This window comes from Mesorhizobium sp. B2-3-4, assembly GCF_006442315.1.
Taxonomy (GTDB): Bacteria; Pseudomonadota; Alphaproteobacteria; order Rhizobiales; family Rhizobiaceae; genus Mesorhizobium.
In genome coordinates this window covers 122,837-144,230 of sequence record NZ_VFVY01000005.1, presented here as the reverse complement: position 1 = coordinate 144,230, position 21,394 = coordinate 122,837, and the positions used below count along the sequence as shown (strand labels likewise).

Genomic DNA, 21,394 nt, shown 5'->3' with positions numbered 1-21,394 from the left:
CTCCCCGTTCGGGGGCGGGAACAAATCGATGAAATCGCGGTGCCGCCGATGGCGGCGCGGGGGAGGGTGTATGCCCGCGCACCCTTGCGCCGACACGCGGACGGCTGCCGCGAGGGAGCATGGCAATGACGGCAGGGCGCGGCAATCGTGCGAGGACCATTTCGCTCGGCAGGCTGTCTGTCACCACCTCGACCCTGGTACTCCTCGCTGTCGCCTGTGCGCCTTCGGTCCATGCGCAACCGGCCTGCGACCCGGGAGGCGGTCCGTACACCAGCGGTTCGCCTGATTTCAACGGCGGCCTGACCAGCGGTTGCGACGTGGATGCCGACACGGCCGACACATTCGGCGGCACCGTGGCCGCGACCTTCCGAAATGGGGCCGTCCTCAATGCCAACACGGCCGGCGCCGTCAGCGGCGGTCTCCTGCAGTTGCCGACCTTCGACGCCGTCGTGAATGCGAACGTCGCCAATGCCATCACCGGCGGGACGCTGGTCATCAACGGCACGGTGAACGCATTGGCCACCGGCGCCATTGGTGGCGCCTGGTTGAGGCTCGGTGGAGACGGCGTCGTCAACATAGGGACCGCCAACGCGACGACGGCGAACACCGATCTGGAATTCGGCAGTCAGGCAGTCAGCGCGGGAGGGCTCCTCAGCCTCAACGGCCATGGCACGACCGTCGGCCGGATCACGAACTACATTCCCAGCGGGCAGATCGTAAACGGCGGTGCGGCCGATGCCGTGCTGACGATCGACGGCTCGGCGCTCGGCGATTCTTCCTTCGGTGGCGTGATCGCCGACGGCGCCGGTGGCGGCGCGCTGGCCCTGGTCAAGCGCGGGTTGAGCACGCTGACGCTTTCGGGGTCCAACACCTATACCGGCGGGACGCGGATCGAAGCGGGCACCCTGGACTTGAAGGGCAGCGGCACGCTTGGCGCGCCGACCGGCAAGCTCGACATCGCCGGCGGCGCTACGCTCGTTTTCGACACTACGGCCCTGACGGTCGGCTCGCTATCGGGTGCGGGGACCATCACCCGTTCGGACTTCAACCCTGGCGTCCTCACCGTCGATCAATCCACCAACACCGCTTTCAGCGGCGCCATCGCGGATTACTTCGACGAGATCAACGGCGTAACCACGATGACCGGGCTCACCAAGTCCGGCAGCGGCACGCTCACCCTGAGCGGCGACAACACCTATACCGGCACCACCAACGTGACGGGCGGCACGCTGCTCGTCGATGGATCCCTGGGCAATGTCATGTGGGGACCCATTGTGCTGGGCACCTCGCCGGTCGCGGTTGCGTCCGGAGGCAGCCTCGGCGGCGCCGGATCGATCGCCGGCGACGTGTCCGTGGCATCTGGCGGCACCCTGCTGGGCCGCGCCGGCCAGACGCTGTCGATGGGGTCGCTGGGGCTGGAGGGCGGCTCGGTCGTCGATGTCTCGCTCGGCGCGCCTGGCAATGAGCGCCTGTTCAACGTCGCAGGTGACCTGACGCTCGACGGTACGCTCAACGTCAGCGGCGCCGGCGGTTTCGGCGACGGTCTCTATCGCCTGTTCGATTATGGCGGGACGCTGACCGACAACGGGATGACCGTTGGGGTGGCGCCAGCCGGCTATGCCACCGGCGATCTGGCCGTCCAGACGTCTGTGGCCAATCAGGTCAACCTGCTGGTCGGCGCGGCCGGCTCCTACGGCTTCTGGAATGGCGCGCAGACCACGGCCAACAATATGGTCAACGGCGGCACGGGCACGTGGAGTGCTGCCGGGACCAACTGGACGAATGCGAGCGGCAGCGCGAGCGGCGTCTACGATCCGGCGGCCATGATGATCTTCCAGGGCACGCCGGGCACGGTCACGGTCAGTGCGGGTGGTGGCGCGCTCGACATCGGCGGCGGGATGCAGTTCTTCGTCGATGGCTATCAAGTGTCCGGCGATGCGCTGAATCTGACTGGAGCCGGCGTTCCGATCCGCGTGGGCGACGGCACCGCGGCCGGCGCCGGCATGTCCGCGACCATTCTGTCGGCGCTCACCGGCAGCGGCGGCATCGACAAGACCGACCTCGGCACGCTCGTCCTCTCCGGAGCCAATACCTACACCGGCGGCACAACGATCTCGGCCGGCACGCTGAAGCTCGACGGCGCCGGCACGCTCGGCGCGACGACAGGCGCGCTTGCCATCGCCAGCGGCGGCACGCTCGATCTTGCCGGCACCAACCAGATCGTCGGCGCGCTGTCAGGTACCGGCAGCATTACCAGTTCCGTCTCGGGCGGCAGGCAAAGCTCGTTCACGGTCGATCAGGCCGCCGGCAACACAAGCTATGGCGGTGCGATCACCGATGGATACATGACGGGCACCGGCACCGGTACCGTTTGGCTGCTCAAGGATGGAGCGGGCACGCTCACCCTGACCGGGGACAGCGCGTTTGCCTTCACCACCGTCAATGGCGGCACGTTGGCGATCGCCAATGGCGGAACGGTTGCGACCGAAACCAGCTATGTGGGCGAGGCGGCGGGCAGCGATGGAACGGTTCTCGTCACCGGCAGCGGGTCGGTATGGACCACGGATTATCTGAACCTCGGCTATCGGGGCTCGGGCACGCTCACCATCGCGGATGGCGGCAAGGTCACTGTCGGCGTCGGCACGGTCGATACGGTGCGCACAACCTCCAGCAGCGGCACGCTGAATCTGAACGGGACCGCCACCGCGCGCGGAGTGCTGGAAACCAATGGTGTCTGGAAAGCCCTCGATGGCGCGACGGTCAATTTCGATGGCGGCATTTTACGTGCCATCGCTGCCGACACCGATCTGCTCGGCCATTTTGCCGCCGGCGATGTGACGATCAAGGCGGGGGGCGCCTTCATCGACACCAACGGCTATCAGGTGGAGATCACCTCGCCGCTGGGCGGTGTCGGAGCACTGACCAAACAGGGCGCGGGCGAACTCTACGTGATCGGGGCCAACACCTATGCGGGCGGCACCAATATCGAGGCGGGGAGGCTGTTCCTCGGGGATGGCGGCACGCTCGGCGCCTCAACCGGATCGCTTTTCGTCGCAAGCGGCGCCACTCTCGATATCGGCATCACGTCGCAGACGGTTGGGTCGCTGTCGGGCGCAGGAGACATCACCAGTTCGGTCACGATGGGGACCCCAAGCCTGCTTACCGTCGATCAGGCTACTGACACCACCTTCACCGGCGCCATCAGGAACGGCATGCAGTTGGTCAGTTCCGGCGGCGGCAGCCTCCCGGCGATTCTCGTGCCGACGGTCGTCGGGCTGACAAAGTCAGGCACGGGCACGCTTACCTTGAGCGGCAGCAATAACTATACCGGCAATACGAGCGTCACCGGCGGAACGCTTGTTATCAATGGCACTTTGAGCGGTACCCAGGTCGCTGTCGCAGCCGGCGCCGCACTGGGCGGCACCGGCACGATCACGGGCGCGGTCACGATCTCCGGCCGTCTCTTCACCGGCGCGGTCACCCCCGGCGCTGGCGGCGGCATCGGCACGATGAAGGTTGCGGGTGCCGTCACCTTCAATACCGGCTCGACCTACCAGGTCGCCGCGAATGCGGCCGGACAAGCCTCCCGTCTCGACGTGACCGGGCCGGCCACGATCAATGGCGGGACGGTCAGCGTGCTTGCCGGCACGGGCAGCTACAGCCCTCAGACAGACTACACGATCCTGTCGGCTGCCGGCGGCGTCAGCGGTGCCTTCGCCGATGTGACCAGCAACTTTGCCTTCCTCGATCCTTCCCTCAGCTATGACGCGGATAACGTCTATCTGCGGCTGCACCGCAACAACATCAGTTTTGCCTCGATAGGGCTGGCCGCCAACCAGATCGCCACCGGCGGCGGCGCCGAGGGTCTGGGTAGCGGCAATGCGCTCTACGACGCCATCCTGCAACTGCCCGGCACGAATACCGCTTCGGATGCCCTCGACCAATTGTCGGGCGAAATCCACGCCTCGGCCAGGGGCATGCTGCTCGGCGATGGCCGCTTCGTCCGTGACGCCGCCACCAGCCGCATCGCTGCTGCCTTCGGCGATGGCAGCGTGCCCGCCTTGCCAATCATGGCCTATGGCGAGGGTGGACCCGAAATGGTTGCCGCCGACACCGATCGTTTCGCCGTCTGGGGCCAGGCTTTTGGCGCCTGGAGCAGCACAGGTTCCGATGGCAACGCCGCGGCCTTCGATCGCTCGACTGGCGGCCTGCTGGCCGGCGCCGATACATCGGTCGGCAACTGGCGTGTCGGCCTGCTCGGCGGCTACGGCCATTCGAGCTTCGATGCCGACGACCGCAATTCGGCAGGCAGGAGCGACACCTATCACCTCGGTCTTTATGGCGGCACCAATTGGCGCGCCATAGCCTTCCGCACCGGCGCCGCCTACAGTTGGAGCAGCATCTCGACCAGGCGCTCGGTGGCCTTCGATGGTTTTCGTGACGCGCTCTCGGCCGACTATGATGCCGGCACCGCGCAGATCTTCGGGGAACTCGCCTACAAGGCCGATGCCGGACAGTTCAAGTTCGAGCCTTTCGCCAATCTCGCTTATGTCAGCGTGCACACCGACGGGTTTGCCGAACAGGGCGGCCCGGCGGCGCTGGCCAGCGCCGGCTCGACCACCGATGCCACCTTCGCCACGCTCGGCTTGCGCGGTTCCACCGACTTCGCGCTAGGCGCGATCAACGCCACCGCACGCGGCATGCTCGGCTGGCGTCATGCCTTCGGCGATGTCACGCCGTCGTCGACCGTCACTTTCGCCGGCGGCGACAACTTCACCATTGCCGGCGCGCCGATCGGCAGGGACGCCGCGCTCATCGAGGCTGGTCTCGACCTGCTTTTCGCCCCCAACGCCCGGCTCGGCCTGTCCTATACCGGCCAGTTTGGCGGCGGCGTCGACCAAGGCGCCAAGGTCGATCTCGGCGTGACATTCTGAGGGAGCCGGCATCACGTGCCGCCGCCGGCGGCTGGGATGCCGCATGATTTCATCCTGCGCGAAGTGGGATGATGGAACGAGAATCGCCTTCGTGCGTTCAAACCGATCGGCATGCGCGCTGGAGCCTGTTTTGGGCGAGGGAACGAGGTGTCGATGATCAACAACTCGGGAGGTCTTTTATGGAACGTCGGTTGTTTCTTACTGGAATGCTTGGCGTTGCGGGGGCAGTGGCGTTTGCGGGCTTAGCAGGACCCGGCCGCGCGGTTGCGGGTGTTCCCCAGGGCAACGGAATTCTCGATGAGCTGGACAAGCCGGATCCGGCTGTCCTCGAAGGGGATGACGAAGTCGAACTCGAGCAGGTTTCCCATCGTCGCTGGCACCATGGCCATCATGGTGGTGGTGGCCGGTGGCGTCGTCGCCGTCGCCGGGGCTGGCGGCGAGTTTGCCGCCGCTACTGGCGCCACGGCCGCCGTCATGTGCGCTGCTGGCGCGAGCGGGTCTGGCTCGGCGTCTGGCTGTAATCGGCATCTGGCTGATGCGAGGGCCGGCCACCGGCCCTCGCATCCCGGAAGCGGCAAATAAACAAAGAGATGGATGAGCTTCACCGTTTCCATCGAACGGCGAACACCGAGGCACACGCGCCTATGTCCAGGCTCGAACGCAGGGCTGGCTTTGATTAACCAACTGTAACGTGTCTGGTCCCGCATTTTGTCCTAGCCTGAAGTCCGATCAACGGAACCATCCAAGCCTTTTTCCGTTGAGGCCCTGTTTAAGCGGAGCTTTGACCATGCCGAGGGACCATCGAGACGGGCGGCATTCTGCAATGGAGGTCACGCTGGCTGTGGGCAATCCGCACGCATGAAAGGCGTGGCGATACTGACCGAAGCCCGTAGCGGCTCCGAATGGCTTGGCAGCCTCACAAACAGCACCGGATTGTTCGGCAAATCGGCCGAATGGCTCGACACGACCAATCTAGGCTACAAGCCGAAATCCTTCGATGACCTGCTGTCCGCCGTGATCGATCGCGGCGGTACCGCGAACGGCACCTTTGCCGTGAAACTGTTTCCACGGCATCTTCATTGGTCGCAGGCCAAATATGGAGCCGACTTTCTCGCCGAATGCGGCCGGCGCCATGCCATGGGTCTGGTCCTGCTGGAGCGGCGGGACCGCCTTCGCCAGGCGATTTCCTATTGCCGGGCGAAGGCCTCGGGGCATTGGAGAAGCACGATGGATGGCGCGGACCTGGTCCCGCAATATGATTTCGCTGGCATCTGCCAGGCCTATTTCCTGATCGAGCAGAGCTATGCCTTCTGGGAGGCCTACCTGCGGCTGGCCGATCTGCCCTACGATCACTTGTTTTATGAGGATCTGCTGGACGATCCTCGTCCATACGTCGCGTCGGTGGCCCGGCAGCTGTCCATGGACATGCCGGACGGAGAATTCGAGACAAATCTGCGCCTGCAGCGCGACAGCGTGACCGAGGACTGGGCGGAGCGGTTTCGCAACGACGTCAAATCGGAAGACCTGCTGGCGCATCTGCCCAAGAAGGTGGCGCCGCGCAACATCAAGAACCTTGCCCGGTTCCTTCTGAAGAGGCAGATGCGGGTCGGCCAAGTCTAGGCGCGCGACGGACGGTATGAAACTGTCTGTAAAACAGCCGATTCGGGTGCGTGCCAATAGCAGCCGTAACCCTTGGACCACAAGCTGGAGCGGGTAGCGGGAATCGAACCCGCGCGTTCAGCTTGGGAAGCTGACAGGCTACCATTACATCATACCCGCGCTGCAGCCTCGTTATCATGACGGCATGGCTTCGGGCAATCGCAAACCGGTCGCCCGACGCAGGCTTCGCCATCTCATCTGGTGGCGGTCGGCGCTGGCTCCCTGGCCTTTGCGACTTCGCCGCCGGCGGCGAAGCTCGGCCAGTATTTCGAGATGGCCAGCGTCGCGCCGGCGGAAGAGAAATGGCCATAGTCGAAATAGAGAAACTGCTTGCTGGCGGCATCCGCGTAGGAACAGCCGGCGGCATCGCACAGATAGGCGAGCGGGTCGATGAAGGTCGCGCCCTTGGTGAAGGGCTGCACCTGCCTGTTGATGTCGGGATCCATGGCCATCGGCCAGGATGTGTTCACGGCGCCATCGTGTTTTGCAAAGAAGGCGATCTTCTGGACGTCGGCGATGAACTCCGGAGACTGGCCGATGACATAGACCTTGACGCCCATCTCGCGCAGCTGGTCGATCGTCGCCTGCAGGCCGTCGAAGCCTCTGGCCTGGTAGTCGGTCCATCGACCGCTCAGGATCACCGCCTGTATCTTGGCATCGCGGATGATCGACAGCGCCCTTTCGTTGAAACGGGTGCAGGCCGGCCGGGCATAGGAAAAATAGCTGAGGTTGGGCGGGCAGCCGGCATAGGTGTATTGGATGACGTTGGCCTGGATTTTTCTGGCATTGGCCTCCAGGCCGGAGACATAATGCGCGGCAAAGGAATCGCCCCACAGCAGCACATTGGTGTCAAAGCCGTGCGTGCGCGTGCATGCGGCGAGGTTCCAGTTCTCGATACGGTTTTCGCCTTCGTTGAAACAGACACCGTTGCGCCAGTCGCCGACCAGGATCCGTTGCGTCGAAAAATCGGGGAAGCGTTGCGGAAAGCCTTTGCCAAGCGCACCGGCCAGACCGCCAACGCACAAAAGCGCGATCGCTGCCGCCGAAAAGGCAAAGATCGGCAGCGGCGCGGTGTAGGGTCGCTTCTGCCGGAAAGGCTGCTCGACATACTTCCACGAGAAGGTGGCCAGGGCGAAGCTGGCCACCGTCATCGCGACGATCGTCGGCACCGAGATGGCTTTCAGCGAGAGGTAGTGGACGAACGAATTGATCGGCCAGTGAACCAGGTAGAGCGAATAGGAGATGAGGCCGACCCAGACCATCGGAGCCAACTGAAGCACGCGCGTGGCGACCGGCACGGGCCGCTCCGCGTGGTTCTGGCCAGCATAGATGAGCAGGGCCGTCCCGATGCAGGGAAACAGGGCATTGTAGCCCGGAAACGGATCGCTCTCCGAAATCGTCAGGAAGCCGAATGCGAGCAGGCCGAAGCCCGCCAGGCCGATCAGTTCCGTTGCCGGCCGGCTGGCAAGTGGCGGCGGCTTTTTCAGCATCAGCATGGCGCCCAGCGCCAGTTCCCAGATGCGCGTCGGCAGGAGGTAGAAGCCGGCGGTCGGCGCCAGAGTGGTCGCCATGACCGCCAGGGCAAAACTGCCAATGGCGATCGGCAGGAGTATCGTCAGCCAGCGCTTACCTGCATACCGGTAGATCAGATACACCAGGATCGGCGCGAAGATGTAGTACTGCTCCTCGACCGAAAGCGACCATGTGTGCAGCAGTGGCCGCAATTCGGCGTCGATCGAAAAATAGTTTGTCGTCTTCCAGAAATAGATGTTGGACCAGAAGGTCGAGGCCGCGATCACGCTGAGGCTGAATTCGTGCAGGTCCGACGGCAGCAGGATGAACCAGGCCGCGATGCTTGCCAGCACGATGACGAAGGTCAGCGCCGGCAGGATGCGCCGTGCGCGCCGCCAGTAGAAGCGAGCGATCGAGAACTGGCCCCGTTCGAGATCGTCGAGCAGGCTGCCGCTGATCAGGTAGCCTGATATGACAAAGAAAATATCGACCCCGGTGAAGCCTCCGGGAATGGCCGACACGCCGAAATGGAAGAGCACGACGGGCAGCACCGCGACGGCCCGCAGGCCGTCGATGTCGCGCCTGTAATTCATTCGGTCGGTCCGTATGCCACGACCCGCGGCGATCGTTCGGCGGAACCTGTCATGCTGGCCATGCGGCGATCCCCCGTTCTGCGAAAAGTCATGGCTCGTGGGTCCCACGGAGTGTGCTCTGCAGCACAGTTTTGCTGCACCGCAACATTCATGTCAAGGCGAATGCCAGGCCTTGGAGCGCCGGTGATGCCGTTAGCGGGGCGCGGAAAATCAGCCCTCGGGAGGCAGGTAGATCACGGCATAGTCGTCGGCATAGGCCCGCTTCCAGCCCAATTCCGCGAAGAAGGGGATGCGGGTGTCGTCGACTGTGAGCAGCGCCCAGCCGATGGCGTATTTCTTCAACCGGGCCTCGAGCAGCGGTTTGCCGCTGCTCTGGCCGGTAGCGTCGTCCGTTTTCACGAATCCGCCCAGGAACAGCTGGTCCGTCCTGCCGTCGACATAGGTCTTGATGCCATGGAAGATCAGCGTCCCGCCGAAATTATAGGAATTCAGCACATTGCCGGACAGGTTGTGATCCCTGGCGAAGGCGAGGGCGCCACTCGCCGATGTCGTCGGGCTCGGCGCGACCTGGTGAGTGCTGCCGACGATCGAGACCGCGCCGAGCAACAGCACGACGACCGCGCCGCAAAGCGGGTAAAACCGCCTCGCGAGGAACAGTTCCAGTGCGTCGCGCTTTTCCGCCCGCCAGTTCGTGGTCGACGCCAGGGGATATTGGCGTGCGACCTCGATGGCGATCACCGGGGGTATCAACAGGAAGGGGAGATACATAAAGCGCAGATGGGTGAGATAAACATGCAAGGTGAAGGCCACGAACAGCGCCTTGGCCCAGCCGATCCGCATCCGCGACACCAGCAGTGCGACGAGCGCCGCCAGCATTGCGATCTCTTGTGAGGGGTGTTCATACGCGTTGAAGGGCCGCCATTCCTGGATCAGGGGCACCGCCTCATTGCCGCTGGCAACGGTGAACGTGGCCAGGATTGCTTTCACGCCGTAGGGATGGATGAGGCTGGCCAGCAGGCAAAGCAGGCCGAATGCGAACCATCTTGCCAGGAGCGCGGGCCTCGACAGGCCGATGCGCGCCAGAAGATCCAGGCCGGCGAAGCCGGCAATGACGAAGCTCAGCGTAAAGGTCGCATGCAGGTTCGCCCACAGGACGACCAGCGCGAGCAGCCACCAGGGCGGCGGCTGTTCCTCGGCCGAGGCGCGAAACAGCACGGCGGTCCAGACGACGATGATGGGCAAGGTGAAGACGTGCGGACGCGCCGTGTAGATCGGGGCGATCAAAAAGGCGGCGGCGAAGGCCAGCATCACCGCCAATATCGGCTTCAGCCATGCGCTGAGGAACCAGGTCGTCACGAAGACAGTCAGGCTGATCGCGGCGATGATCAAGGCGACGACGCCGTTCCATCCGGCCGCACGGTAGGCAAGGCCCAGAAGAACCTGTCCGAGCCATTCCTTGGCGATCCAGGGTTGGCCGGCGAAAGTATAGGAATAGGGGTCGACGGTCGGAAATGTCCGGTTGGCCAGGAAGTCCAGCCCGACCTTCACTTGCCACCAACTGTCGGGGTCCTGGAGTGTCGAGCCCGCGACGGAGGTCAGCGCGGCCGCCGTGACGCAGGCGGCGAACAGGCAGAATACCAGTCTGATCCGTTCGGCTTGCGCCACCTCCGAGCTGGGCTGGGCATTGTTCATCTGGCTGTTTTCCGACGGCGACTGGTTCAAGGCGTTGGACGCGAGCGTATGCGCCCGGTTCCATCGGTGGTCCGGCTATCCGGATCGGCGCTGCCGTGGCCACCGTCTCCGACGAACACGAAATGTGCCGAGCCGAGGTAAGAGACGATCGAGTAGACACAGATGCCCGCCAGGTGAACCAGGGGGCTTTCGATCAGACCTGCCGAGCGGGCGGCAAGCACGATTGCCAGATTCAGGCCGTAGGCGATCAGGAAGACACATCCGTAGCGCTGTGCCGTTCCCCGCCGGAATTCATCCGTTCCGCCGAAAGTCCAGTTGCGGTTGAGGAAGAAGCCCATCACGAGACCCGCCGCGTAGCCCGTGGCATTGGAAAGGATATCGCCAAGGCCAAGGGCAAGCCCGGCCAGGATGACCGTATATCCCAGCGCCGTGTTCAACAGGCCGACGGCGCCGAACCGAAGCACCCTCGAACAGTCAAACGGCAGGCTTGACCACATGCGCAAAATACTGGGCTCCGACTGGTATCTTGGTGAGGAAACGTTCCAGCGGCCTCAGCCTCGCGAGCAGCCTGGGAAAGAAAATCCGGTAGACGATCCGTGTGTCGGAAAGACCCGCGGCGGATAGTCTCCGGCGCATGTCGTGCGAGGTGATCAGCACCGCATTCTCGTCGAAGGCGCAATTTCTGACCGCGTGCGTGGTCAGCGGATTCCACGGATTGTGCTCGAACAGAAAAAAGCTGCCGCCATCGGCCAGCACTCTGCCGATCTCCGCGAGCAGTCCAACCTGGAGGTCCTCGGGAATATGGTGGAAGACGCAGGCCGCGAACGCCAGGTCGAAGCTGCCATCGGCAAAGGGGATTGTCTGGCCATCGAAATGCGCGAAGACCCCCTGGCCGGGGAAACGCTTCTCGGCGATGTCGAGCGATTCGCGCGAAGGGTCGAGCAGAACGATTTCGCTGTCTGGAAAGGCGCGGCGCATATGGCCGAGCGAATTGCCGACACCGGCGCCGAAGTCGAGTATGCGCCGCGGCCTCACGCCGGCTCGCGCCAGTGCCGCCGCGACATCGTCGATCTTGTATTTGGCGAAGAAATCCGGGTTCTCGCCGCTCAGCCTTATGCTCGCGGCATGCTGTTCCTGGTATTCGCGCGCAAACTGGTCGAATTCGGCCTCAAGCACGGGCGGCCCTCTTTGCCATTTCCTGGAGGCGGTGAACGTGCAAGTCCTGGCTTCCGGCGGCCGGCTGGTTCCGGGAAACGATTTCATTGATCAGGTAAAGCGGCCGCCGCTTCGTCTCCATGTACATGCGGCCGAGATACTCGCCGAAAATGCCCAGCACCAGAAGCTGGACGCTGCCCAGGATGAGCATGATCGCGGCCAGGCTCGTCCAGCCAGGCATCACATTGCCCATGGACCACTCGAACAGCGTATAACCGAGTACGATCAGCCCGAGCAGGCCGAACATCATCCCCAGCAGCGAGGCAAACCGCAACGGCACGATCGAGAAGCTGGTCATGGCGTCGACCGCCAGGAGAACCATCTTCTTCAGCGGATAGTGGGTGGTGCCGGCAAAGCGCTTGTGCCGCTCATAAGGGAACGCGACCTGCTTCAACCCGATCCAGCTCACCATGCCGCGAATGAACCTGTAGCGCTCGGGCATCGCGATCAGATGGTCCAGCGCACGGCGGCTCATCAGCCGGAAATCTCCGGAATCCGGCGCGATCTCGACATCGACCATCCGGCCCAGCAGGCGGTAGAACATCGAGGCGGAGGCCAGCTTGAACCAGCTCTCGCCATCCCGTTTCACCCTTTGGCCGTAAACAACGTCGAAGCCCTCATCCATCTTCGCCATCATCGCGCCGAGCAGTTCGGGCGGATCCTGGAGATCTGCGTCGAGAATGAGAATGCGCCGGCCGCGGCAGAATTCCAGCCCCGCGCTGAGCGCGATCTGGTGGCCGTAATTGCGGGCAAGGTCGATGGCGACCACATGGTCGTCCTTGTCGGCCAGTTCGAAAATGGCCTCTCGGGTGCCGTCGGTTGCCCCATCGATGACCAGCACGATCTCGTAGGAAAGGCTTTGCTCAAGGCAAACCGCGCTGACGCGCCGATGGAGCTCCGCCACGCCGTCGCGTTCATTGTAGCAAGGCACGACGACCGACAACATGGGTGCGCGGTTCGCGCCGATTTTTCCCGTTCCCACCAAAGCTTGGGCTCCCGCTTTGGATTGGCAATACCGGCAATTGGTTAGAAAACAGATAAGCCAGCGATCGGCGCGGCGGCTGGCCCGGCGCCCGCCATGCGTCCGGCGCCGCCGACGGCGCCGATCACGAACGGACCGGCAGCTCCATGCGGATGCGGGCACCGCGCCATGAGCCGGCCAGGATCCGGATCGTGCCTTCGTGCAGCAGCGCGATCTGGCGGGCGAGGTTCAGCCCCAGCCCCGCTCCGCGCGACTGCGGCCGCAGGCGGTAGAAGGGTTCGAAGACATTCTCGCGTTCTTCCGCGGGGATGCCCGGGCCTTCGTCGCGCACTTCGATGCCTCCGGTCCTGTCGATCGCGATCGTGATGGTGCCGCCGCCGCCGCCATGCTCGATCGCGTTGCGCACGAGATTTGCGATTGCCCGCTCGATCTGCAGCACGTTGACCTCGACGCGCGTCGTGTCAGGCGAAGGCTCGAAGGCAAGGTCGTAGCCGGCCTCGATGGCGAGCGGCGCGAAGTCGGCCGCCACCCGGCTGACGAGATCGCCGAGATCGACGATCTCGCGCTGGTCCGATGGGCGGTCGAGCAATTGATGGTCGAGCAGTTGTTGCGCCAGATGCGACAGGCGCTCGATATCATGCAGGAGCCGCGTGCTTTGCGGCTCCTGCCGCAGCAATTCGGCGCGTGTGCGCAAGATGGCGATCGGCGTGCGCAGTTCGTGCGCCGCGTCGGTGAGGAAACGATTGTGCCGGTCATAGCCCTGGGCGAGGCGTGCCAGGGCCTCGTTGAAGGCATGCACCAGCGGTGCGATCTCCTGCGGCACGTGCTTGACCGGCAGTTGCATCGCGCGGGTCCCGATATCGATGCGGGCGGCCTGACGCACGGTTTCGACGAGACCGGCGAAAGAGCGGCGCACCACGGCCGGCGTCGTCACCAGCGTGGTGGCGCCCATGACGAGGACGATGGGCAGCAGCACGATCGCGATGACCAGCGCAAGCGCCGGCAGCGCGCGCTCCCAGTTCCTGCTGCCGTCGGGATTGCGGGCGACCTCCACCGTGGCCGAAATGTTGATCTCCAGTCCGTCGGTCTCCTGGCGCGACGACTGCGTCGCCGCGATGATCTGTACCGCCCCCGCCCTGGTCGAGGCGTTTTCGATATAGGCCTCCGGCCGCATGTCCTTGTCGGAGAATCCGATCGTGGCGTGGTCCGCCGCGCCGAGCAAGCCGCCGAAATCCCGGGTGTAGACATCCGGCACCGAGCCGGAACGGGCGATCTGCCCGCCAGCGTCGCGAACGATGTACCAGACATTGGGAAAGCCCTGGCGAAACGCGGTCAATTCTTCCGTTTCACGGACGATGAGCCTGCCGTCCTTGTCGCGGTCGACGGCGCCCTTGACGGCCGCGACGGCAGCTTCGTTGTCGATGAGCAGGCTCGGATTGGCGATCCAGAGTGCTGCGGCGCAAAGCACGATGAAGAGGAGCAGCGTCGCCGCCTGCAGCAGGATCAGCCGGCGCACCAGGATCCATTGCAGCGAGCGCGTGCGCACCTTCTTCACGAGGCTGCCCGCAGGAGATAGCCAAGATTGCGGATAGCCCTTATCTCGATGCCGGCCGCGACATCGTCGAGCTTGCGGCGCAGCCGCGAGACATGCGCGTCGAGCGCATTCGAGCCGATCTCGTCGTCCAGGGCGTAGACCGCCTCCTCGAGAGCGCTGCGCATGATGGTCCGGCCCGGTCGGCGGATGAGCGTCTCGAGCACCAGCCTTTCGCGCCTTGGCAAATCGAGGGCCTGGTCCTCGACCAATGCCTCGCGATAGCGAAAATCATAAGTGAGGCGGCCGACCATGGTCTGGTTGGCGCGCGAGGTGAACGAGCGGCGGTGCAGGGCGTGGAGCCGCGCGACGAGTTCCACCGTGGCGAAGGGCTTGACCATGTAGTCGTCGGCTCCGGCATCGAGCCCGGCGACGCGGTCGTCCAACCCGCTCATCGCCGTCAGCGCGATGACCGGGACATCGAGGTGCAAGGCGCGCAGGCGAGGGATCAGGCTGAGGCCGTCGCCGTCCGGCAGACGGCGGTCCAGCACCACGGCGTCATGATGGCCAAGACGAGCGACAGCCTCGGCATCGGCCAGGGTCGCGGCATGGTCGACGATTATGTCGAGACGTTCCAGGGCCGCCTTCAGCACGGAGGCCATTTCCGGTTCGTCCTCGATCAGCAGGACGCGCATGGGCGTTCTCCTTCATCCGCTTCCGTGGAATTGTGCGGCGCGGCGGTTCATTCGCATTCCAGCTTCGGCCGGCGGAAATTGGTGATGAACCAGCGGCCGCCGGAAGCGCGGGCGTAAAATGTGTAGAAGCATTCCTGACGCTCGATATAGCCGGGCGTCTCGGTCTCTTCATAGACGGTTCCGTGTTTTGTGTGGCGAACCTCGCCGCTTGATGTCCCGGCAACCGCCGATGTCGAGACCTGGCGCCATTGATAGGCGCGTTCTCCCTGGCCGAGGTCGACGACCGCCGTCGGTGGACCGTAATCCAGGACCACCGATTCGACCGGCTGTCCGACATAGTTCTTCATGATGTCGGAGGCGCAGCCCGTCAGGGCGAGCGCGGTCGCGATGAACAATATCTTGGACGTCCGGCGGCCGGCGCGATGCGTGGACATTGCTGATTCCCATGGTGAAAATTCACGCCCGGGACCTAGATTGCGAAGATTACATCGACATTGCGACAGGCACGGAATGCTCGTTGCCCGAACGGATGTCTTTGAGTCCAGCTATCAAGAACAAGAGATCGCGCGATGCCGTTCTGACATCGCGCGAATCGAGGTCGGGCCATTTGCCGTTGCTAGAACCGGTAGTTGATGCCGGCTTTCAATTCGTGGCTGCCGATCGTTTGCTTGGATCTGCCAAGCGCCGATGTCGTTTCCACGCCGGGGGTGCGGACATAGTCGTACTCGACCTTGGCCGAGAGGCCGCCGGCGAAGCCCTGTTCGATGCCGGCGCCGACGAGGTAGCCGAGCTTCCATCCGTCGCTGCTTCTCACGCCGTCGCCCTTGTCGAATCGGGTCATGGCCACGCCGCCGGTTCCAAACAGCAGCGTCTGGTCGAAGCTCAGGCCGGCCTTGGCCTTGGCGGCACCACGCCATTTCTCCTTGATCTTGCCGCCCCGGACATCGTGTTCGGCGCCGCCCAGATAGGAACCTTCGATCTCGGCGCCGAGAACCGCCGGTCCCATCTGCTGGTTGTAGCCGGCCTGGACGCCACCGCTGAGGCCGTTTCGGCCGGCGAACGGGTTAGGCATTCCCGTGAACGCCGTCCCGCCATGGACGCCGACATAGGCGCCGCTCCACTGGAAGGCCGGAGGATCGTTGTAGGTCGGAGAAAGATCGGCGGCCATCGCCGGCCGCAGGACACACATGGCGAGAGCACTCGCCGTCAGAATGATCTTTGCTCGAGAGGACACTGCATTACTCCAATACAAACGCGCATCCGGCACCCGATGCGCTGGTTAACTGCCGAGGCCCTGACCGTTGGGGCAGCCAGGCTCCGATGGGTGTCTTTCAGGGATGCTTGCGCGGTTCTGGGGACCGGCTTTCGCCGGCTGTGGTAGGGGGCAGAGCGCCGCGCGCTGCGTCACCTGAAAGACGCCTGCTATCTCGCAAGCGAAAATTGCACGCACATTGCGCGAATTTGGAAAATGACGATTTTGTGCTTTATTTTCAATAAATTAAAACGATCTTGTTTACCCATATTTAAGAATTGGCTTGCTGAAGCCGCTCGGCTGGATGCCCGAACCGGAGCGACGTCCCGCAACAAGCGACATTTGGCTGCGGCCTTTCGGCTTCCCCGCACGCACCGTGCTGGCTTGATGGATGGGCGCCAAGCACGTATCTCTGGAGCGTGCCCCATCGGTCCGGGCATCTCAATCGGGAGACGGCCTTGTCCGCACTGACACGCTTTCTCGGCGACTCGCCGCTCAGGGTTGTCCTGAAGCTGCTGGTGATATCCTTCCTCGTCGGCCTGGTCATGAACGCGTTCGGCTGGTCGCCGATGGATGTGTTCTACGGCATCCAGAAATTCTTCATGGATCTTTGGAATCTGGGCTTCCACGCCATCGACCGCTTCCTCGGCTACATCCTGCTCGGCGCCGCGATCGTCGTGCCGGCCTTCATCCTGCTCAGGATCGCCAACTACCGGAAATAGGGGATGATCCCGAGAAGCGGGAACCGGTTTTCGCGGACAAACGGTTCCGTTTGTCCAGAGATCATGCCGCACAGGCGTCAGGCGTAGCCCGATGCCACCTCGAACAGGATGGCATGGCGCGCGGCCAGTGCCGGCACGTCGGTGGAATAGCCGCCGCCGATGACGCTGCAGACAGGAATGCCGAGCGCCCGAAAATGGCCGATGACCATCTCGTCGCGGGCGCGAAGTCCATCGTTGGAAAGCTTGAGCCTGCCCAGCCGGTCCTCGGCATGGACGTCGACGCCGGCATTGTAGAAGACGATGTCCCAATGCGCGCGGGCGCAGAGCTCCTGCAGGATGGTATCAAGCCTTTCAGCATAGGCGGCGTCGCCGGTGCCGTCGGGCAGGGCGACGTCGAGGTCCGAGGCGATTTTGCGCACGGGGTAGTTGCGTTCGCCATGCATGGAAAAGGTGAACGCGCGGGGTTCATCGCGCAGGATATCCGCCGTGCCGTCGCCCTGATGCACGTCGAGGTCGACGACCAGGATGTTGTGCGCGGCGCCCTCTTCAAGCAGCACCAGCGAGGCGACGGCGACATCGTTGAACGTGCAGAAGCCGGCGCCCTGCGTGCGCCGCGCATGATGGCTGCCGCCGGCCGTGTTGCAGGCGATGCCGTGGCGCAAGGCGAGCCGCGCCGCAGCCACCGTGCCGCCGGTGGCAAGCTGCGCGCGCAGCGAGACGCGCGGGCCGACCGCAAAGCCGATCTCTCGTTCGATTCTTTCCGGCACGGCGCAGTGGATGACCTGGTCGACATAGTCCGCCGCGTGGGCAAGCTTCAGCCATGATGCCGACGCAGGTTCGGCTGTGTTGAGCGCCCCGGCTCCGATCAGGCCGCGCGCCCGCAGGGCCTCCATCAGCAGCGGATATTTGCTCATCGGAAAGCGGTGGTTGGCGGCGAAGCCGGCGTCGTAGTCGGGATGGTGGACGATCTGCAGGGCCATCAGCTGGTTGGACGGTTTGGCGCCAGAGCGGGATTTCGGTTGGCCGTCGCGGCAAGGCGATTGCGCGGTGGCTGGAAAATGGGGCACATCGGTTTCCCGATCAAGCCGCAATCAGCAAGGCAGCAATCCTTGGACAAGGGTGCAACCCCAGCAGACGCCAGGTCCTTTGTCGTCACCAATGGATCCGTGCTTGCCATCGCCGTGCCGATGACGCTCGCCTATCTGACGACGCCGCTGCTCGGCCTGGTCGACACGGCTGTCGTCGGCCAGTTCGGCGATGCCGCCTTGCTCGGCGGGCTGGCGGCGGGCGCGCTGGTTTTCGACGTCGTCTTCACCACCTTCAATTTCCTGCGCTCCGGCACCACCGGACTCGTCGCCCAGGCGTTCGGACGTGGCGACGCCCTCGAGGAGCAGGCGGTGTTCTGGCGCGCCGTGCTGATCGCGGTCGTCGCCGGCGTCGTGATGGCGGCGCTTTCGCCGCTCATCGCCCTTGGCGGCCAGTGGTTCATGGATGCCGGGCCGCGCGTCAGCGAAGCATTGGGGGTCTATGTCAGGATCAGGCTGCTTGCCGCCCCGTTCTCGCTGATCAACTACGCCGTCCTAGGCTATGTTCTGGGGCGGGGCGAAGGCGGGCTCGGCCTCATTCTGCAACTGGTGCTCAACGGCATCAACATTGCGCTCTGCTTCCTGCTCGGCCTGGAGCTCGGTTGGGGCGTTGCCGGCGTCGCCTGGGCAACGGTCACCGGCGAATTCCTCGCCATGCTGCTTGGTCTCGCGATCGTCGTCAGCCGTTTCCGGTCCGGCCCGCCCTTGCCGCGCCACCGCCTGCTCGACATATCGGCCTTCCTGCACATGCTGTCGCTCAACCGCGACATCATGATCCGCTCCTTCTCGCTTCTTGCCGCTTTCGCGCTGTTCACTCGCCAGGGCGCTGCGTTCGGCACGGTGACGCTTGCCGCCAACGCGGTGCTGATGAATTTCTTTCTCGTCGCCGGCTATTTCCTCGACGGTTTCGCCACCGCCGCCGAACAGCTTGCCGGCCGCGCGGTCGGCGCGCGTGCCGAACAGCCCTTCCGGCAGGCGGTGCGACTGACCCTGTTCTAGGGCCTTGGCCTGGCCGGGGCCGCGACGCTGGTGCTGCTTTCGGCTGGCACCAACCTGGTCGCCGTCGTAACGACATCACCGGAGGTCCGCGCCGCAGCCGACATCTATCTGCCCTGGGCGGCATTCACCGCGTTAAGCGGGGTGCTCGCCTTTCAGATGGATGGGGTTTTCATTGGCGCGACATGGTCGCGCGACATGCGCAACATGATGCTCTTCTCATTCCTCGTCTTCGCCGCCGCGCTGATCACGCTGGCACCCGCCTTCGGCAATCACGGGCTGTGGGCCGCACTGCACGTCTTCCTGCTGGTACGGGGATTGAGTCTGCTGACGATCTTGCGGTTGCGAATGCAAACCGCGTTCAGCTGAGCGGCTTCGACGCCCATCGATCGAGATGGCCGTCGCGCAATTCGCAGATCGAGCCGAGTTTGTCCGTTTCGGCAAAGCGCGCCATTCCAGCGACGATCCGGCCCGGCAACGCCGGTCCGGCATAGATCATGCCGGTGTAGAGCTGGACGAGATCGGCGCCGGCGCGGATCTTTTCCAGTGCTGTCTCGGCCGAGTTGACGCCGCCGACACCGATGATGGCCATGTCAGGCCCGACGAGCTTGCGCATCCTGGCCAGCACGATGGTCGAGCGCTCGAAAAGCGGCTGTCCCGAAAGCCCGCCGGTCTCCCGCGCGGTGTCGCCGCTTTTCAGCGCGGGCCGCGAAATCGTGGTGTTGGACACGATGATTCCGTCGATCCGCTTTTCCATGACCTCGGCGGCGATGTCCTCCAGCTCGGCCTCGACCAGATCTGGCGCGATCTTGAGGAACACTGGCGGCCGTGCCGGGGCCGCGGCACGCGCGGCCATGACCCGGGATAGCAATTCGCCGAGCTGTTCGCGCGCCTGCATGGTGCGCAGGCCAGGCGTGTTGGGCGAGGAAATGTTGACGGTCAGATAGCTGGCATGGGGCGCAAAGCGCGCGACGCCGCGCTCATAATCGCCGACGCGGTCGGCGCTGTCCTTGTTGGCGCCGATGTTGACGCCGACGATCCCGCCGCGAGCCCTGCGGGCGGCGAGGCGCTTTTCGGCGGCCGCATGGCCTTCATTGTTGAAGCCCAGACGGTTGATGACGGCGTCATCCGATGTCAGCCGGAAGATACGGGGCTTCGGGTTGCCCGGTTGCGGCAGGGGCGTGATGGTGCCGACCTCGGCGAAGCCGAATCCCAGGCCGAGCAGCGCGTCGGGTACTTCGGCGTTCTTGTCATAGCCGGCCGCCATGCCAAGCGGATTGGGAAAATCGAGACCGCAAAGACGGATTTTCAACCGAGCATCCGGCGTCATGCGCGCGCCAACCGGCAGGCCGCAGCGCAGTGCCGCGATGGACAGGCCATGCGCGGTTTCCGGATCGAAGGTGAACAGCAGCTTCTGGCCGATCCGGTCGAGCACGCTCATTATCCCTCCAGCGCCGGGAACTGGTGGATGCCATCGTCCCCAAGCGGCAGCGGCTTGGCCCAGAGCGCGGCGTTCAGCTCCAGCACGCCGTAGAGATGCGGAAACAATGCGCCGCCGCGCGAGACCTCGTATTTCAGCGCATCGCCCAGCCTGGTCGCGTCTATGGCGACGAGCAGAAGGTCGGTCTGGCCGGAGAAATGCTTGGCCGCCGTTTCCCTGGCCTGCGCCGCCGTCGAGAAATGGATGAAGCCGTCGGCGATGTCGATCGGCGCGCCGGTGAAGCGGCCTTTGGCTTCGGCCTCGCGCCAGAGCGCTTGCGGGGTTATCTTGTAGATAATCTGTGACATCGGTGCGCTATAGAGCAATTCTAGGAAAAGTGTGAAACGGTTTTTCCCGGGCAAAGCGCATAGCGCTTTGCCCTAGGGAATTGCGTCAAAAGGACTTCGAACCAGTCGTGCGGGCAAGGCCACGCCAAGGGTCTTCCCCATTTCCGGCGCAAACATGCGCTATTTCAGGCCTTGGCCATGGAGGACGACATGCGTCTGCAGCACATCCTGATCCCCGCCGCGCTCGTTTCGCTGGTCGCGGCTTCAGCCTATTCGGAAGAAACCGACCGCTACCGGCTGGAAAAATCGGCCACCGGCTATGTCCGCATGGACACGCAGACCGGCGCCATGTCGATTTGCGAGGAACAGTCCGGCCAGCTCGTCTGCAAGGTGGCGGCCGACGAACGCGCTGCTTACCAGGACGAAATCGACCGCCTGCAAACCTCGATGAAGGCGATGGACGAGCGCGTCACCAGGCTTGAGAATTCGCTCTCCGCCCGCCTCGAATCGAAACTGCCGAGCGAGGAGGACTTCAACAAGACGATGAGCTACATGGAGCGCTTCCTGAAGGGCTTCATGGGCATCGTCAAGGATATGGACAAGGATAGCGGCAACGGCGCCCAGCTCAACTCGCAGAAGACCTGAGCGCTCAGAACGAGGGAAAACGCGGCACGTTGTCTTTGCCGCTTGAAAACAGCGCGCCGCCCCTCATAATCGCCCGACTGATCCCGCAAAAAAGCAGTAAATCGGGGATTCGGG

17 protein-coding genes, 1 tRNA gene and 1 pseudogene are annotated in these 21,394 nt (G+C 64.1%); 5 read left to right on the top strand and 14 right to left on the bottom strand.

Translation table 11 applies throughout. The features are described from left to right. Positions 1–125: 125 nt before the first annotated feature. Positions 126–4,934: an autotransporter domain-containing protein gene (locus FJ967_RS10265; protein ID WP_140731593.1), complete on the top strand. Its 4,809-nt coding sequence runs from the start codon at positions 126–128 to the stop codon at positions 4,932–4,934. A 242-nt stretch (positions 4,935–5,176) separates the two neighbouring features. Here FJ967_RS10265 and FJ967_RS33335 read toward each other — a convergent pair whose 3' ends face one another. After that, positions 5,177–5,398: a hypothetical protein gene (locus tag FJ967_RS33335; RefSeq protein WP_181175759.1), complete on the bottom strand. Its 222-nt coding sequence runs from the start codon at positions 5,396–5,398 to the stop codon at positions 5,177–5,179. A gap of 394 nt (positions 5,399–5,792) precedes the next feature. Between FJ967_RS33335 and FJ967_RS10255 the strand changes: the two genes are divergently transcribed. Continuing rightward, positions 5,793–6,554 (top strand): Stf0 family sulfotransferase, encoded by a 762-nt coding sequence (locus FJ967_RS10255; RefSeq protein WP_140731591.1) that lies wholly within the window; start codon positions 5,793–5,795, stop codon positions 6,552–6,554. Between the two features lie 85 nt (positions 6,555–6,639). Here FJ967_RS10255 and FJ967_RS10250 read toward each other — a convergent pair. The 10 genes from FJ967_RS10250 to FJ967_RS10205 form a co-directional block, all read right to left on the bottom strand. Then, positions 6,640–6,713 (bottom strand) — tRNA-Gly (locus tag FJ967_RS10250). 74 nt (positions 6,714–6,787) lie between these two features. Next, complete coding sequence (locus FJ967_RS10245; protein WP_140731590.1) at positions 6,788–8,698, bottom strand: acyltransferase family protein; 1,911 nt, start codon at positions 8,696–8,698, stop codon at positions 6,788–6,790. A gap of 210 nt (positions 8,699–8,908) precedes the next feature. Next, positions 8,909–10,390 (bottom strand): hypothetical protein, encoded by a 1,482-nt coding sequence (locus FJ967_RS10240; RefSeq protein WP_140731589.1) that lies wholly within the window; start codon positions 10,388–10,390, stop codon positions 8,909–8,911. A gap of 26 nt (positions 10,391–10,416) precedes the next feature. Further along, complete coding sequence (locus tag FJ967_RS10235; protein WP_246675242.1) at positions 10,417–10,854, bottom strand: GtrA family protein; 438 nt, start codon at positions 10,852–10,854, stop codon at positions 10,417–10,419. A gap of 10 nt (positions 10,855–10,864) precedes the next feature. Beyond that, positions 10,865–11,566, bottom strand: a complete 702-nt coding sequence (locus FJ967_RS10230) for a class I SAM-dependent methyltransferase (protein ID WP_140731587.1) — start codon at positions 11,564–11,566, stop codon at positions 10,865–10,867. Further along, a complete protein-coding gene (locus FJ967_RS10225; protein ID WP_210243571.1) occupies positions 11,559–12,587 on the bottom strand; it encodes a glycosyltransferase family 2 protein in 1,029 nt (342 codons plus the stop codon). Before FJ967_RS10225 ends, FJ967_RS10230 begins: the two co-directional genes overlap by 8 nt. Positions 12,588–12,711: 124 nt before the next feature. Then, complete coding sequence (locus tag FJ967_RS10220) at positions 12,712–14,142, bottom strand: HAMP domain-containing sensor histidine kinase (RefSeq protein ID WP_140731586.1); 1,431 nt, start codon at positions 14,140–14,142, stop codon at positions 12,712–12,714. Next, a complete protein-coding gene (locus FJ967_RS10215; RefSeq protein WP_140731585.1) occupies positions 14,139–14,813 on the bottom strand; it encodes a response regulator transcription factor in 675 nt (224 codons plus the stop codon). The genes FJ967_RS10220 and FJ967_RS10215 overlap by 4 nt, the downstream gene beginning before the upstream one ends. 47 nt (positions 14,814–14,860) lie before the next feature. Next, positions 14,861–15,247 (bottom strand): hypothetical protein, encoded by a 387-nt coding sequence (locus FJ967_RS10210; protein ID WP_140731584.1) that lies wholly within the window; start codon positions 15,245–15,247, stop codon positions 14,861–14,863. A gap of 182 nt (positions 15,248–15,429) precedes the next feature. Then, positions 15,430–16,047, bottom strand: a complete 618-nt coding sequence (locus tag FJ967_RS10205; protein WP_140731583.1) for an outer membrane protein — start codon at positions 16,045–16,047, stop codon at positions 15,430–15,432. Between the two features lie 476 nt (positions 16,048–16,523). On the opposite strand from FJ967_RS10205, the gene FJ967_RS10200 reads away from it, so the two are divergent. After that, the gene (locus FJ967_RS10200; RefSeq protein ID WP_140731582.1) at positions 16,524–16,787 is read left to right on the top strand and encodes a DUF6460 domain-containing protein; all 264 of its coding nucleotides are present in this window, start codon (positions 16,524–16,526) and stop codon (positions 16,785–16,787) included. 77 nt (positions 16,788–16,864) lie between these two features. Here the strand turns inward: FJ967_RS10200 and FJ967_RS10195 are convergent, their stop codons facing one another. Next, a complete protein-coding gene (locus FJ967_RS10195) occupies positions 16,865–17,767 on the bottom strand; it encodes a histone deacetylase (protein WP_140731739.1) in 903 nt (300 codons plus the stop codon). A 129-nt stretch (positions 17,768–17,896) separates the two neighbouring features. On the opposite strand from FJ967_RS10195, the pseudogene FJ967_RS10190 reads away from it, so the two are divergent. Next, positions 17,897–19,237, top strand: a pseudogene (locus FJ967_RS10190) (MATE family efflux transporter). Here FJ967_RS10190 and FJ967_RS10185 read toward each other — a convergent pair. Further along, on the bottom strand, positions 19,230–20,309 hold the full coding sequence (locus tag FJ967_RS10185; protein ID WP_140731581.1) for a quinone-dependent dihydroorotate dehydrogenase: 1,080 nt from the start codon (positions 20,307–20,309) through the stop codon (positions 19,230–19,232). The pseudogene FJ967_RS10190 and the gene FJ967_RS10185 sit on opposite strands and share 8 nt — an antisense overlap. Then, positions 20,309–20,656: a DUF952 domain-containing protein gene (locus tag FJ967_RS10180; protein WP_140731580.1), complete on the bottom strand. Its 348-nt coding sequence runs from the start codon at positions 20,654–20,656 to the stop codon at positions 20,309–20,311. Before FJ967_RS10180 ends, FJ967_RS10185 begins: the two co-directional genes overlap by 1 nt. Positions 20,657–20,845: 189 nt before the next feature. On the opposite strand from FJ967_RS10180, the gene FJ967_RS10175 reads away from it, so the two are divergent. Continuing rightward, positions 20,846–21,280: a hypothetical protein gene (locus FJ967_RS10175; RefSeq protein WP_140731579.1), complete on the top strand. Its 435-nt coding sequence runs from the start codon at positions 20,846–20,848 to the stop codon at positions 21,278–21,280. Positions 21,281–21,394: the final 114 nt, after the last annotated feature.